The organism is Photobacterium lucens (assembly GCF_009873615.1).
In the GTDB taxonomy this organism is placed as follows: Bacteria; Pseudomonadota; Gammaproteobacteria; order Enterobacterales; family Vibrionaceae; genus Photobacterium; species Photobacterium lucens.
Map to the genome: position 1 here is coordinate 1 of NZ_SSMG01000288.1, position 13,674 is coordinate 13,674.

General features: G+C 41.8%; 11 protein-coding genes. 5 read left to right on the top strand and 6 right to left on the bottom strand.

Features of this window, described 5'->3' with window-relative positions; genetic code table 11:
* Positions 1–202: 202 nt before the first annotated feature.
* Together lysS and E5A76_RS12410 are read left to right on the top strand one after the other, a co-directional pair.
* The gene (gene lysS, locus E5A76_RS12405; RefSeq protein WP_161119124.1) at positions 203–1,708 is read left to right on the top strand and encodes a lysine--tRNA ligase; all 1,506 of its coding nucleotides are present in this window, start codon (positions 203–205) and stop codon (positions 1,706–1,708) included.
* A gap of 221 nt (positions 1,709–1,929) precedes the next feature.
* Complete coding sequence (locus E5A76_RS12410) at positions 1,930–4,014, top strand: hypothetical protein (RefSeq protein ID WP_161119125.1); 2,085 nt, start codon at positions 1,930–1,932, stop codon at positions 4,012–4,014.
* A 146-nt stretch (positions 4,015–4,160) separates the two neighbouring features.
* Here E5A76_RS12410 and dxs read toward each other — a convergent pair whose 3' ends face one another.
* Genes dxs through xseB form a run of 3 tightly spaced genes read right to left on the bottom strand, consistent with a single transcriptional unit; the run spans position 4,161 to position 7,188 of the window.
* On the bottom strand, positions 4,161–6,026 hold the full coding sequence (gene dxs / locus E5A76_RS12415) for a 1-deoxy-D-xylulose-5-phosphate synthase (RefSeq protein ID WP_161119126.1): 1,866 nt from the start codon (positions 6,024–6,026) through the stop codon (positions 4,161–4,163).
* 24 nt (positions 6,027–6,050) lie between these two features.
* On the bottom strand, positions 6,051–6,953 hold the full coding sequence (gene ispA / locus E5A76_RS12420; RefSeq protein WP_053988604.1) for a (2E,6E)-farnesyl diphosphate synthase: 903 nt from the start codon (positions 6,951–6,953) through the stop codon (positions 6,051–6,053).
* Positions 6,943–7,188 carry an exodeoxyribonuclease VII small subunit gene (gene xseB, locus E5A76_RS12425; protein WP_008986358.1) on the bottom strand — a complete coding sequence of 82 codons (246 nt, stop codon included), beginning with the start codon at positions 7,186–7,188 and terminating at the stop codon, positions 6,943–6,945. Before xseB ends, ispA begins: the two co-directional genes overlap by 11 nt.
* 347 nt (positions 7,189–7,535) lie before the next feature.
* On the opposite strand from xseB, the gene pomA reads away from it, so the two are divergent.
* From pomA to thiI, 3 genes are all read left to right on the top strand, one after another.
* The gene (pomA, locus tag E5A76_RS12430; protein ID WP_053988603.1) at positions 7,536–8,297 is read left to right on the top strand and encodes a flagellar motor protein PomA; all 762 of its coding nucleotides are present in this window, start codon (positions 7,536–7,538) and stop codon (positions 8,295–8,297) included.
* Positions 8,298–8,308: 11 nt separating this feature from the next.
* On the top strand, positions 8,309–9,232 hold the full coding sequence (locus E5A76_RS12435; protein ID WP_053988602.1) for a flagellar motor protein MotB: 924 nt from the start codon (positions 8,309–8,311) through the stop codon (positions 9,230–9,232).
* Between the two features lie 372 nt (positions 9,233–9,604).
* On the top strand, positions 9,605–11,056 hold the full coding sequence (gene thiI / locus E5A76_RS12440) for a tRNA uracil 4-sulfurtransferase ThiI (protein WP_161119127.1): 1,452 nt from the start codon (positions 9,605–9,607) through the stop codon (positions 11,054–11,056).
* Positions 11,057–11,141: 85 nt separating this feature from the next.
* Here thiI and E5A76_RS12445 read toward each other — a convergent pair whose 3' ends face one another.
* The 3 genes from E5A76_RS12445 to E5A76_RS12455 all read right to left on the bottom strand — a co-directional run bounded on the left by E5A76_RS12445 (position 11,142) and on the right by E5A76_RS12455 (position 13,611).
* Positions 11,142–11,759, bottom strand: coding sequence for a DJ-1 family glyoxalase III (locus E5A76_RS12445; protein ID WP_161119128.1), 618 nt, complete (start codon positions 11,757–11,759; stop codon positions 11,142–11,144).
* A complete protein-coding gene (gene panE / locus E5A76_RS12450; RefSeq protein ID WP_316247330.1) occupies positions 11,752–12,651 on the bottom strand; it encodes a 2-dehydropantoate 2-reductase in 900 nt (299 codons plus the stop codon). The genes E5A76_RS12445 and panE overlap by 8 nt, the downstream gene beginning before the upstream one ends.
* Positions 12,652–12,759: 108 nt before the next feature.
* Positions 12,760–13,611 carry a nucleoside-specific channel-forming Tsx family protein gene (locus E5A76_RS12455; RefSeq protein WP_053988598.1) on the bottom strand — a complete coding sequence of 284 codons (852 nt, stop codon included), beginning with the start codon at positions 13,609–13,611 and terminating at the stop codon, positions 12,760–12,762.
* Positions 13,612–13,674 lie beyond the last annotated feature (63 nt).

Below are 13,674 nucleotides of genomic sequence, written 5' to 3' on the forward strand. Positions count from 1 at the left end.
AATCGAAGTTATTAAATGTAATTTCATTTTTCATTTTCAATGTAATTAAATAAACATTCACTTTCTTTATTTCTTGTCATAGATCACGTTTTTTATTTTTGGAATATTTATTTTAGATTAAATGGTAAAGGCAAACATAAAAGTAAAGTTGCATTTTATTGTTGAGTGTTTCTTATATGTAATTAAGTGATAAGGAAATGTTATGTTGGATAATAATGAAGTAGATGAAAATAGATTAATCGCTGAACGTAGAGCGAAGCTTGAACATATAAGAAAAGAGAGTAAAGCGAGTGGTCACCCTAATACCTTTCGTCGTTTGAAATTAGCTAAAGAATTAATTAAAGATTTTGAAAATAAATCAAAAGATGATTTGATATGTAATACTTATACGACATCTGTAGCAGGGAGAATTATGGCTAAGCGTGGCCCTTTTATGGTGCTACAAGATGTATCTGGTCGTATTCAAGTATATGCAAATAAGCAAGTACAAGAAGAGTTAAAAGAAAAATATCATGGTTTAGATATTGGCGACATTATCGGTGTTAAAGGACAAGTGCATCGTTCTGATCGTGGTGAGCTTTACGTCAATATGGATGAATATGAATTACAAACAAAGGCGCTACGTCCGTTACCTGAAAAATTTCATGGTCTAACAGATCAAGAGCAACGTTATCGCCAGCGTTATGTTGATTTGATCATTAATGAAGAATCTCGCAATACAATGATTATGCGTTCTAAAGTCGTTGCCGCGATTCGTCAATTCATGCTTAAACATCAATTCATGGAAGTAGAAACTCCTATGATGCACCCGATAGCCGGTGGTGCGTCTGCGCGTCCTTTTATCACTCATCATAATGCGTTAGATATTGATATGTATCTTCGTATTGCGCCTGAACTGTACCTAAAACGTCTTGTTGTCGGTGGTTTTGAGCGCGTATTTGAAATTAACCGAAACTTCCGAAATGAAGGTATTTCACCACGCCATAATCCTGAATTCACAATGATGGAATTCTATATGGCATATGCTGATTACAATGATTTAATCGATTTTACCGAAGATCTGTTAAGTTCTGTTGCGAAAGAGTTATGCGGTACAACAGCCTTGCCATATGGTGAGCATGTCATTGAGTTTTCTGGCCCATATACTCGCATGACGATGTTAGAAGCAATCCAGTATTACAACCCTGACAATCGTCGTATTCAAGATTTAAGCTACGAACAAGTTAAAAATAAAGAGTTGATGGTTGATATTGCCACAGAAGTAGGCATTGAGGTTGAGTCATTCTGGACATGCGGTCAATTGCTTGAAGAAATCTTTGGTGAGACAGCAGAGCCTAAGTTATTGCAGCCTACATTCATAACCGGTTATCCCGCTGATATTTCACCTTTAGCACGTCGAAGTGATGAAGACGCATTTATTACCGATCGCTTTGAGTTCTTTGTTGGTGGCAGAGAAGTAGCGAATGGTTTCTCAGAGCTTAATGATGCTCAAGATCAAGACAGCCGTTTTAAAGCGCAGATGGTAGCCAAAGATGCGGGTGATGACGAAGCAATGCAATATGATGAAGATTATATCCGCGCATTAGAGTTTGGTTTACCGCCAACAGCAGGCCAAGGTATTGGTATTGATAGGTTAGTGATGTTATTTACTAATTCTCATACTATTCGTGATGTTATTCTTTTCCCATCCCTACGACCAATTAACTAATTTGCAATTAGCGCAATAGAGGCTCATTGTTCTGTAGCGTTATAACGGTAGTTGGAACTCCAACTGCCGTTTTTTAATGCCATATATTTACTTAATACAAACATCTTCTTATAAGACACATATTCATGTGTCGCATTCCTAATAAAATGATTTATTTTTCATCATTAACCTGACGGTTTAACTAGTCTCAAATTATGTAGATAGAGAGAAGAGATTGCTCTATGAGCACCTATCTAAAAATAATCAGTGTTGGCTTATTAACCTTTGCTTCAATGGCTGATGGACAAGTCTATCCATCAACGGCAACAGCTTGGGTTCTTACCGGTAATTGGCAACAACCTACCGCGATATCTGAGTTAAATTCAATTATGGATGTTAGACGCTGGGAAGCAGAGCATGCTGATGCGGTGTTTGGCAGTTTACAAGATGTCGCTCTGAATAAGAAAACTATCGCCATGGGTTATATCTATGTCCATAAGCTTGATTGTAAACCCGATGAGCAGCAAGGTTGGCTCCATTATCATGCTTATCAAGAAGGACAAGATCCTGAAAATGGTTATATGCATTATAAGAATGACACTCAACTTACCGTTCCCGATCAAAGTAAAGGGCTTGATTATCTTTTAAATGGTGAGCCGATGTTGAGCTTGCTGATCCGCAACAATAACTTTGCGACTGCTAGATTTCCTCTTACCGTTAATGCCAATGAGCAGATTATTCTTCATGCTGCTTACCCTTTTGAAACCCTGGTGGTTGAAAGTGCCGATCATCCTGAGCTATGGATTGCTAACGCGAATAAAGCCGGTGATATTGCAGGGCTCGAAAAAGCTGATGTGCATTGGATCCAACGGGAAGGGAAATGGTTTGGCCGAATTAATCAGCGTTGGTTACCCACTCATGCGATGTTCCAGGGGCGTGAATTAAATACTGGAAATAAAGCCTTAAAGGCAGGTTATCGGAGTTGGGTAGTTGCTTTGAACTGGAAGCATAAGGAAGAAGTGAAAGGGGTTAATATTGAACCTTGGCTTGAAATTATTAACACATCGGGGAGCTTATCTACTGCCACTATGATGTTTCCAGGATGGGATCCTAACAATGATCCTAATGGGGATGGTTATGTGGATGATGATGAGTTTCTACAAAGAGCCAATCAATCGGCGAGTGCACGATTTAAACACCAAGCAAGGGTGATTCCTACCGGAAAAATGTGGGCTGGAAGCTGTTGGTATCGTACCAATTTTAACGATGATGCTTTTAATCAAAACCATGCGAATTGGTACAAGTATGACTGGAAAAGACAAGGCTTAACTGGGGCTTACAATGATGATATGGCAAAGCTGTTTAGTGCCAATCAATTTAAAGTGCTAATTGGTGGGCAAATTCTGGAAGCGCCTATTGTCGCTGGAACATCAAAAGCGGCAGGTTATTATGCCGCGAAAATGTCAGACTTTTTTGAGAGAGTGAAAAAGACAACTGGCAGTCATTGGTTGTCAGCCAATATTTCTGAGCTGAATTTATGGGAATACCCTGATTGGCCTGAGCAATTAAGAGGTGTGGTGGATGTCTGGCTACGAGAGCATTATTTAAGTCCTGCTATTGGTTTAGAGCGATTACAGTCTTATTGGGAGAGCTATGCGCTAGCTGCGCTTGGTGATAAGAGCTTGATTATGACTACTACTCGTGGTGGTAAAAGTCAGCAACAGCCACTGAGTAAACAAGCGTGGGAGTCGGATATCTACACAGGGCTTGCGCTGTATTATCTGTTTAATATCCCCGATAAAACCTATTATCACAGTTGGAATCAGACTTTTGTTTATGGCAGTAGTAATACAGAAGCGGATCAAAATGCATTAGGAAAAGCGATTTGGTATCAAGGTGGGGTTCCGAAAAATTGGGCATATCAACCACAGAAATTACTCGCTGTTGATATCGGTAAGCCTGCTTCGATCCCTAAAGGCTTTGATCCAGTTCACTGGCAGTCGAAAACAGGAAAAGCACTGACAACTGACCGCAAAATTTCAGATATAAAATTAGAGCCTGCGAATTGGTTTTGGCTTTATAGAACAGGTTGGTTTAAGGATGTGCCTAAAGATGGTGTGATTGCTCGGCAATATACTCAAGGCTTAGTGTTATATCGTGGAACAAAGTACCGTAACCAGATGGAATTTTATCAAACAGAGCCAATACGCGTCTCATTACCAGGGTATTATCAGCGTGTAAATTATGATGGTTCGCTTGAAAAACCTACTCAATATGTAGATATAAAAGGCTATGAAGGGGTTATCTTAAAAAAGGTCGATGATTAGCTGAGATATGATGGGATTGCCGTGATAAAGGCTAAATTAGGCAATAAAAAAGGTTTTCACTAAGAGTAAGTGAAAACCTTCTTGTTACTATTTATGCTGATGCGAAATAATGGTGTTAGCTAAATAGTTTGATAGCTAGGTTATCGTTATTTCGCAAGGTAAGCGCGAATTTGTTTCTCGATACCTTTACCATCAATTTCTAACATTTCGTGTAGCTCAGCTTGTGTACCTTGTTCAATGAAACGATCAGGCAGACCAAGATTAAGTACAGGCTTAATACATTTTTCTTTCATTAAGAACTCAACCACACCGCTGCCCGCACCGCCAGCAATCGCATTCTCTTCCACTGTTACGATAACATCGTGAGTCTTAGCAAGCTCTAGTACTAACTCTTCATCCAGTGGCTTAACAAAGCGCATATCCGCAACTGTAGCATTCAGATTGTCTGCGGCTTCTAATGCGTAACCTAGCATGCTACCAAAGTTTAGAATGGCCACGTTTTCACCGTGACGACGGATCACGCCTTTACCAATCTCAAGTTCAGTCATGGTTTGCTCAATTTCAACACCCATGCCAGTACCACGAGGGTAACGAACTGCACTTGGGCCTTGGTGTTTATGACCTGTGTAAAGCATCTGGCGACATTCGTTTTCGTCACTTGGTGCCATGATCACCATATTAGGAATACAGCGCATAAAGCTAATATCAAACGCACCTTGGTGAGTCTGACCATCAGCGCCAACAAGACCTGCACGATCGATAGCAAACATGACAGGTAAGTCCATGATCGCCACATCGTGAATAAGTTGATCATAACCACGTTGCAAGAAGGTTGAGTAAATTGCTACAACAGGGTGGTAACCACCAATTGCCATACCTGTCGCGAGCGTCACTGCGTGTTGTTCGGCAATTGCGACATCAAAGTATTGATCTGGGTACTCTTTTGAGAAGCGTACCATACCAGAGCCTTCACGCATTGCGGGTGTGATCGCCATAAGCTTGTCATCAACGGCAGCCATATCACATAGCCAATCACCAAAGATCTTAGAGTAAGTCGGGCTCGCGCTTTTCGATTTCGGCAGTGGGTTTTGGCTTAAATCGAATTTTGGTACAGCATGGTAATTGATTGGATCAGCTTCAGCTGGCGCATAGCCTTTACCCTTTTTCGTCATAATATGAAGAAATTGCGGGCCTTTAAGGTTACGCATGTTTTTCAGTGTTTTAACTAGCTCATGAACATCGTGACCATCAATAGGGCCAATGTAGTTAAAACCAAGCTCTTCAAACATGGTGCTTGGAACAACCATGCCTTTGATATGCTCTTCTGCACGCTTAACCATTTCTTTAATGGGTGGCGCACCAGATAACACCTTCTTACCACCTTCACGGATCGAAGTGTAGAAATTACCTGAAAGCAGATGTGCTAAATGATTGTTTAATGCGCCAACGTTTTCAGAAATCGACATTTCATTATCGTTTAAGATAACGAGCATGTCGCTGTGTACATCACCCGCATGGTTCATGGCTTCGAATGCCATACCCGCAGTGATTGCGCCATCACCAATAATGCTGACAACTTTACGACCTTGGCCTTCTTTTTCTGCTGCGATCGCCATACCTAAACCAGCACTGATCGAGGTAGATGAGTGACCAACAGAAAGCGTATCGTACTCACTTTCACCACGCCAAGGGAAAGGGTGTAAACCGTCTTTTTGACGAATGGTTGCCATGTCATCACGACGACCCGTTAAGATCTTATGTGGGTAAGCTTGGTGGCCAACATCCCAGATCACCTGATCAAAAGGGGTGTTGTAGACATAGTGCAAGGCAACCGTGAGCTCGACAGTGCCAAGCCCTGATGCAAAGTGGCCGCTGGTCTGACTAACAGATTTCAACAAGTAGGTACGAAGTTCATCACATACTTGTGGAAGGCTTTCAGCTGGCAATAATCGTAATTCATCAGGCGTGTTAGCAAGGGCCAGATGAGGGTATTTTGAGATATCCAAGGTCATAACAGTTTCGGCGCTTATACGGATTTAGCTCTTGCGTTCGATAATGTATCGGGCAAAAACTTCTAATTGGGATGTATTGTAGGGTATAGCCGCTAATGCTTGTAGTGCTTCTTGATAAAGTTGCTGCGCTTTTTCTTGCGCGCCTTCAAGGCCAAGCAAAGCGGGGTATGTGCTCTTATCAAGTTCAAGATCTGAGCCTTGTGGCTTACCGAGTGTTTCGGTATCGCTGATCACATCTAAAATGTCATCTTGAACTTGGAAAGCAAGGCCAATTGCTTCGGCATATTTATCAAGGTGCGGCAAAATCGCGATACCTTTCTCACCAGCAGCTAGCGCCCCTAAGCGAACGGCACAGCGGATCAATGCCCCTGTTTTGTGTCTGTGGATTAATTCTAGTTGTTCTAATCCAACATGTTTGCCTTCAGCATCAAGATCTAAGGCTTGTCCAAGGCACATGCCAGCAGCACCTGATGCTTTTGCTAGTTCACTTACCATAGCAATACGTTGGGTATTACCATCTTGGCTCAATTGACCATTTGCTAAAATTTCAAATGCCAAGGTTTGTAGCGCGTCGCCAGCTAAAATCGCTGTCGCTTCATCAAATGCAATATGGCACGTTGGTTGACCACGACGTAGCGCATCATCATCCATTGCAGGCAAATCGTCATGGATTAATGAATAAGCATGAATACATTCAACCGCGGCTGCTGGTGTATCAAGATCATCTTGAGTCACACCTAACATTTCACCTGTTACATAGGTAAGAAATGGGCGCGCACGTTTACCACCCAGTAATGTTCCATACTGCATGGCTTTAAGTAAGGCTTTATCAGCAAAAGGTTGCGTTGCTAGCCAATGGGCTAATACTTCATTGCTGCGTTGTTGATAGCACTTAAGGGATAGTGATAAAGAAGAACTATTCGTCATGGCTAGGTTCAAAATCAGTCAGTGGAGCTTCATCATCTGCCTGAAGCAAAATTTCTACACGTTGCTCTGCTTGCGTCAGTTTTTGTTGACTGCTACGAGCAAGGGCAATGCCTCGTTCGAATTTTTTTAGCGCATCTTCGAGTGGAATATCGCCAGATTCTAGTTCATTGACAATGGCATCTAGCTCATCAAGGGCGGCTTCGAATGCCATATTTTCTGGTTTTTTTGCTGCCATATCATTTTCACTCTTATCTAAGTGCAGGAAAAATAACGTAGAGAATTACTGGGGTCAAATTATGTCACAGTAATCTGTGTCGCAGACAGTAATTTTCATAAATAGTCATCATTTATTGGTTAAGAAAAAGCTAAATGAAAAACTGTAGTGGTCGATAAAGAGTTACTTTGCGGAGGAAATTCATAACTCGCTGCCAAATTTAAGCAAATTAAATCATGAATCTGGTGGTGGCTTTAAAGTTTTGACTTAGTTTAAATCGTATTATCTCTGTAAAGGATCTTTATGTGTTAATTGAGTGTCAATAAACGCAAGCCAGTTATATTTACCTAGCAAAAGAGGAACATGCTTTGGATTTGGCAACGCTTATAGGATTGCTTGGGGCATTCGCATTTATTGTCATGGCGATGCTGCTTGGCGGCGATCTCGTGATGTTCTTTGATGTACCGTCGGTATTGATTGTATTGGGTGGGAGTACTTTTGTTGTCTTGATGAAGTACAACATTGGTCAATTTTTTGGTGCAGCAAAAATCGCTGTCAAAGCCTTCATGTTTAAAACCGACAATCCTGAAGAGCTCATTGCAAAAATTGTAGAAATGGCAGATGCCGCACGTAAAGGGGGATTTTTAGCCTTAGAAGAAATGGAAATTGCTAATCCATTTATGCGTAAAGGCATTGATATGTTGGTAGATGGGCATGATGCGGAAGTGGTACGTGGCACACTGCAAAAAGATATTGCCTTGACTAATGAGCGACATGAACAAGGGGTGGGTATTTTTTCATCGTTTGGTGATGTTGCCCCTGCGATGGGCATGATTGGTACTTTGATTGGTTTGGTTGCCATGCTTTCAAACATGGATGATCCAAAGTCAATAGGCCCTGCTATGGCGGTGGCGTTGTTGACAACCTTATACGGCTCAATGTTGGCAAACATGGTAGCGATCCCTATTGCTGATAAATTAACCTTGCGTAAAGAGCAAGAGCGTTTAAACAAGCGTCTTATTCTTGATGGCGTGTTAGCAATCCAAGATGGACAAAACCCGCGTGTGATTGATGGTTACCTGAAAAATTATCTTCATGAGAAAAAGCGCAGCAGCATCATTGACGAGTAAGAGACGGTCAAATGGAAGAACAAGCATGCAAATGTAAAAAAGGAGCGCCACCGTGGATGGCGACTTTTGCCGATCTTGCGACCTTGCTGATGTGTTTCTTTGTGTTGTTGTTGTCGTTTTCTGAAATGGATGTGTTGAAGTTCAAGCAAATTGCAGGTTCGATGAAATATGCTTTCGGGGTGCAAAACATGTTGGAAGTCAATGACATTCCTAAAGGCACTAGCGTGATAGCTCAAGAGTTTCGCCCTGGTCGTCCAGAGCCAACACCGATTGAAGTGATCATGCAGCAGACCATTGATATGACGCAGCGAACGTTGGATTTTCATGAAGGCGATTCAGATCGTGCTGGTGGTACACAACGTGATGCTGGCAATTTAACCGGTGGTCAAAGTAAGAAAACCGCGACAGAGAATAATGAGAACGAGCAAGAAGAGCTCGATAAAATGCAAAATCAGCTAAAAGAAGTGCTCACCAAAGCCTTAGAGCGTGAAATTAGCGATAAAGTCATTGAAATCGAGAATCTTGGCCAACAATTGGTGATCCGTATTCGTGAAAAAGGCGCATTTCCTGAAGGGTCGGCTTTTCTTCAGCCCAAATTCAAGCCATTGGTTCGCCAGATTGCGTTATTAGTGAAAGACGTACCGGGTATTATTCGGGTGTCGGGCCATACTGCTAACGATCAGATGGATTCAGAGCTTTACCGCTCTAACTGGGATCTATCAGCGCAGCGTGCGGTATCGGTAGCTCAAGAAATGGAAAAAGTGAAAGGGTTTGATCACACCAAAATGCGCGTGGTGGGATTAGCTGACACTATGCCGATTGCTGATAACAAGACCAAGGAAGGACGAGCGAAAAATCGTCGTGTAGAAATCTCTATTATGCAAGGTAAACCCCACGAGACAGATGAAATAAGCAGTGATTTTAGTTCGCAATAATCTGTGTTTATAAGTGGTATAAATAACTGATAACGGCAGTCGTAATACTGCCGTTATTTTTTATATTCATAATATGAAGCAAAAGAGATACATTGCATTGCTGAACGCGCATTTTATGAATGAGAGTTGCCGCTTTAGATGATCGTGACTAAGGTAAATATAATTGAAAGCTAATGACGCGCAGCAGTGACGACAGCAGATAACTTAGTGAGTTTTCATATCTTTGTTTCAGTGGTCGAGAGCTTGCTGTATAATTCGCGCCTTTAATTCCGTTTGGTACTCTCCATTACTTTGCGCGATATGATCTGCTATATCATCCGTAAATAAATGGGTTCTATTCTGTACTGTTAGCCCAGTGAAGCGAAGCGTGTTATGAAATTTATTGTTAAACCACATCCAGAGATTTTTGTTAAAAGTGATTCAGTGCGTAAGCGTTTTATCAAAATTCTTGAGTCTAATTTACGCATTATCCTAAAGCGTCAGTCTGAATCTGTTAGTGTCTATAACCGTCGTTTTTCACTGGAAATTAATGAGCCGGATGAATCGAAGCGCGACATGGTTCTAGCGGTATTGACACAAACACCGGGTATTCACCACACGCTTGAAGTACAGCAAACGGAATTTACTGATCTTCATAATGTCTTTGAGCAAACCCTCGCACTTGTTGCGCCTGAGATTGAAGGTAAAACATTCTGTGTACGTGCAAAACGCGTGGGTAAGCACGACTTTACATCGATCGAAGCAGAGCGCTACGTCGGTGGTGGTCTAAACCAAGCGATTGAAACGGCAAAGGTTCGTCTGAAAAAGCCTGATGTTACCGTTAATATCGAAATCGAACATAACTTACTTAACTTAGTGCTTTGCCGTCACGAAGGTCTAGGTGGTTTCCCATTAGGTACACAAGAAGACGTGCTAAGCTTGATTTCTGGTGGTTTCGACTCAGGTGTATCAAGTTACTTACACATCAAACGTGGTAGTAAAGTTCATTACTGTTTCTTTAACCTAGGTGGCCCTGCACATGAGATCGGTGTGAAGCAAGTCGCTCACTACCTATGGAACAAATACGGCTCTTCAGCGAAAGTTAAATTCATCGCTATCGATTTCGAACCAGTTGTAGGTGAGATCTTAGAAAAAGTTGATGATGGCCAAATGGGCGTGATCCTAAAACGTATGTTCATGCGTGCTGCGGGTAAAGTGGCTGATAAATTTGGTATCGAAGCACTTGTTACTGGTGAAGCATTAGGTCAGGTATCAAGCCAGACCCTAACTAACCTTCGCCACATTGACGGTGTGACAGATAGCTTGATCTTACGTCCACTTATTAACTGGGATAAAGAAGATATCATCAACCTAGCGCGTGAAATTGGTACTGAAGATTTTGCCAAGACGATGCCAGAGTTCTGTGGTGTGATCTCTAAGAGCCCAACAGTAAAAGCAGTGAAAGCGAAGTTAGAAGCGGAAGAAGATAAGTTTGATTTCGCTATTCTTGATCGTGTTGTTGACGAGGCACGTGTGATGGATATTCGTGACATCGAAAAGCAAAGCCAAGAGCAAGCGCCTGAGGTTGAGTTAGTTGATCAAGTGGCTGGCGATGCTATCGTACTTGATATTCGTAGCCCTGACGAAGAAGACGAAAGCCCACTAGAGCTTGAAGGTATTGAAGTAAAACACTTACCGTTCTACAAGCTAGCAACACAGTTCGGTGACTTACCACAAGATAAGACTTACCTATTGTACTGTGATCGTGGCGTGATGAGCCGTCTACAAGCGCTTTACTTAAAAGAAAATGGTTTTGAGAACGTAAAAGTTTACCGTCCTCTATAATCTGAATGCTTGTATTTAAAAGATAAAACAAAGCCTCGCAAATGTTGCGAGGCTTTTTGTTTTCTAACCGTTTAAGCTATTAATATTAAGTGCGAGGCAACACGTCATAATGCATGTTCGGCCATACCACCATAGGTTCGGCAACTTCAGCGGCTTTAGCTTTATTTTTTAATTGAGTCACGATCTCTAACGCAAACTCTTGCGCTGTACCCGGTCCTTGGCTGGTGAGTAAACGGGTATTTTTATCGTAAACGACACGTTTTACACGCAATTGCTTTTCTGGAATTTGACTTTGGAAAGCCGGGTGGCAGGTCATTAACGATTGAGAAAATAACTCATTAGGAATAAACATAACTGCGGGTGTGGCACAAATTGCCGCAATTAATTTACCGTCATAATGGTGCTGTTTGACAAACTCAATGACCAGTGGGCTATCACGAAAATGCTCAGCGCCTTTTAATCCACCCGGTAATACCACACAGTCAAACTGCTCATCAGCAATGGCGATTAATGGGGTATCAGCAACCAGTTTGATCCCTCGTGAGCCATCTATAATCAGCGCGCCATCTTCAGCGCTACTTGCAACGACGACTTCAAAACCAGCGCGTTTTAGAATCGCAATGGTATTGATAGCTTCCATTTCTTCACTGCCAGGGGCAAGGCACACAGCCACACGAGGAAGCACTTTTGTTTGCTCATGCATGATATGAGGACTCCATTGATTTGATGCGTTGCCATAACTGCTGGTTGGCAGGTATAGCAATATCGTATTGTTTCGCTCGGCGAATAAGATAGCCCGTAATATAGTCTATTTCGGTTTGACGCTGATAAAAAACATCACGGTTCATAGAAGAATAGTTGTTAGCTGTTGCGCGAATAACCATTAATGCTTGATCGTAAAGCGTTTGCGCCGTGGTTTGATAGCCTTCAGCCGTCATTACCAGTGCCACTTCATTACAAATCTGCTTTAACTGGCTTTGATATTGCGCTTGTGCCAATTCACCATTAGGACATTGGTTGATTGCTGTTAATGGATTGATAGCACAGTTAATCGCCAGCTTTTGCCACAAAGGCTGCATGATGTCGGTGTGCCATCTGCAAGGTGTTAAAACTTGATCTAGTAGATCTGCTATGGTTGAAAAATCTCGAGGCGTATTTGTTTGCATTGCACCGATAAAGGTTTGTCCATTACCAGTATGCCTTAAGAGTTCCTCTGATTTGAGCGCTGCTTGTGAGGTTGTAGCGTACAAAATATCGTGGGTAGGTAACCGTTGCTTAATGATTTCTTGGCTACCAATGCCATTGTGCATGATCACGATAATACAAGAAGCTGGGATATAGTTAATGATTGGTGCTAATGCCATTTCCACTTGAAATGATTTAACGGTAACAAGCAGTAAGTCACTTTGAGAGAGGTGTTCAATGCTATTAGCAGTAAAGAGAAAGGGTTGTGGATTATCATTTAGGGCTTGGTAATTAACCGAATATTCAGGGTTAGAAGAGCGTGTCCAAACTTGGACATCATGTTGTTGCTGCTTTAATGCAACAGCCCAAAGAGAACCAATGGCTCCGGCACCTAATACTGTGATCTTCACGTTTACATCCATTCTTCGCTATCTTGCGTAAGATACTAACATCATTGGTAAATCACAGGATCAAAAAAGGCGCTATAAAAGCGCCTTTTAAGCCATTTACAAGAAATATTAGAACTTGTAAGAAAGGCTGAAGTAGTGAGCAACACCAGATGTCTTGCCTGCAAAACCACCATCTTTTAGGCCGTATACATCTTTGTATGCTTTTAGGCCGTAACCAATTGCGTAGTGATCTGAGTGCCAGTATAGGCCGTTAAACATTGCACCACCGTTTGATGTATTTAGGCCTGCAACTTTCTTATCCATACCAAATTGGTAGTCGATGTAACCTTGGTAAGATAGGAAGCTACCGTTTGCAAATGTGTAGAAAGGTTTGAACCAGTTTGTTGAAACTTGGTAACCGTTCCAGTCTTTAGCATTCATGTCGTAGAAAGAGTAAACGTTGAAGCCAATTTTACCTAACCACGGCACCATGATGTCTGAACCAAGACCAATTTTAGCGTTGTTAACACCTTGGCCTTCATAAGAAACAATATTGCCATCTTTATCTGTTACCGCTTTTGTGTAACCTGCGTTGCCTGAGTACTCAAAAAGTGTAGCGATGTACAGTTCTTGTACAGGGCCAAAAGATAAATCAGTACCAGTCATTGCATCTAGTGATAAACGAGGTGCAAATTTCATGAACATTTTTTCAGCGCCGTTTTTGTCACTGCTCTTACTGTTAGTAAGGTTGAAAACATCAACGTAGCCGTATAAATCAAAAATGCCTGAACGACCGCCAAATTCCATTTCTAGGTAATCATGATCAGATTCACCTGGCAGCTCATTAACAGCGTACATTAAATTGAATTGCATCCACTTGTAATCGTTCTTGTGGATGTCATCAGAGTAGTCAGCTGCATTTGCTAGTGATGGTAGAGCTGTTGCTGCTAAAACGCTCAGTGCTACTAATGATTTGCGCATGTTTTTATCTCGCTATGGTGGTCTATAGTTCGGGAATTTTGGCCGCCCCCGTTTTTGTGCTTC

Coding starts and splice junctions, on each gene's coding strand:
- xseB (WP_008986358.1), bottom strand. CDS start 7,188: ATGGCAGCAAAAAAACCAGAAAATATGGCATTCGAAGCCGCCCTTGAT.
- thiI (WP_161119127.1), top strand. CDS start 9,605: ATGAAATTTATTGTTAAACCACATCCAGAGATTTTTGTTAAAAGTGAT.
- E5A76_RS12410 (WP_161119125.1), top strand. CDS start 1,930: ATGAGCACCTATCTAAAAATAATCAGTGTTGGCTTATTAACCTTTGCT.
- E5A76_RS12435 (WP_053988602.1), top strand. CDS start 8,309: ATGGAAGAACAAGCATGCAAATGTAAAAAAGGAGCGCCACCGTGGATG.
- E5A76_RS12445 (WP_161119128.1), bottom strand. CDS start 11,759: ATGCATGAGCAAACAAAAGTGCTTCCTCGTGTGGCTGTGTGCCTTGCC.
- E5A76_RS12455 (WP_053988598.1), bottom strand. CDS start 13,611: ATGCGCAAATCATTAGTAGCACTGAGCGTTTTAGCAGCAACAGCTCTA.
- lysS (WP_161119124.1), top strand. CDS start 203: ATGTTGGATAATAATGAAGTAGATGAAAATAGATTAATCGCTGAACGT.
- dxs (WP_161119126.1), bottom strand. CDS start 6,026: ATGACCTTGGATATCTCAAAATACCCTCATCTGGCCCTTGCTAACACG.
- ispA (WP_053988604.1), bottom strand. CDS start 6,953: ATGACGAATAGTTCTTCTTTATCACTATCCCTTAAGTGCTATCAACAA.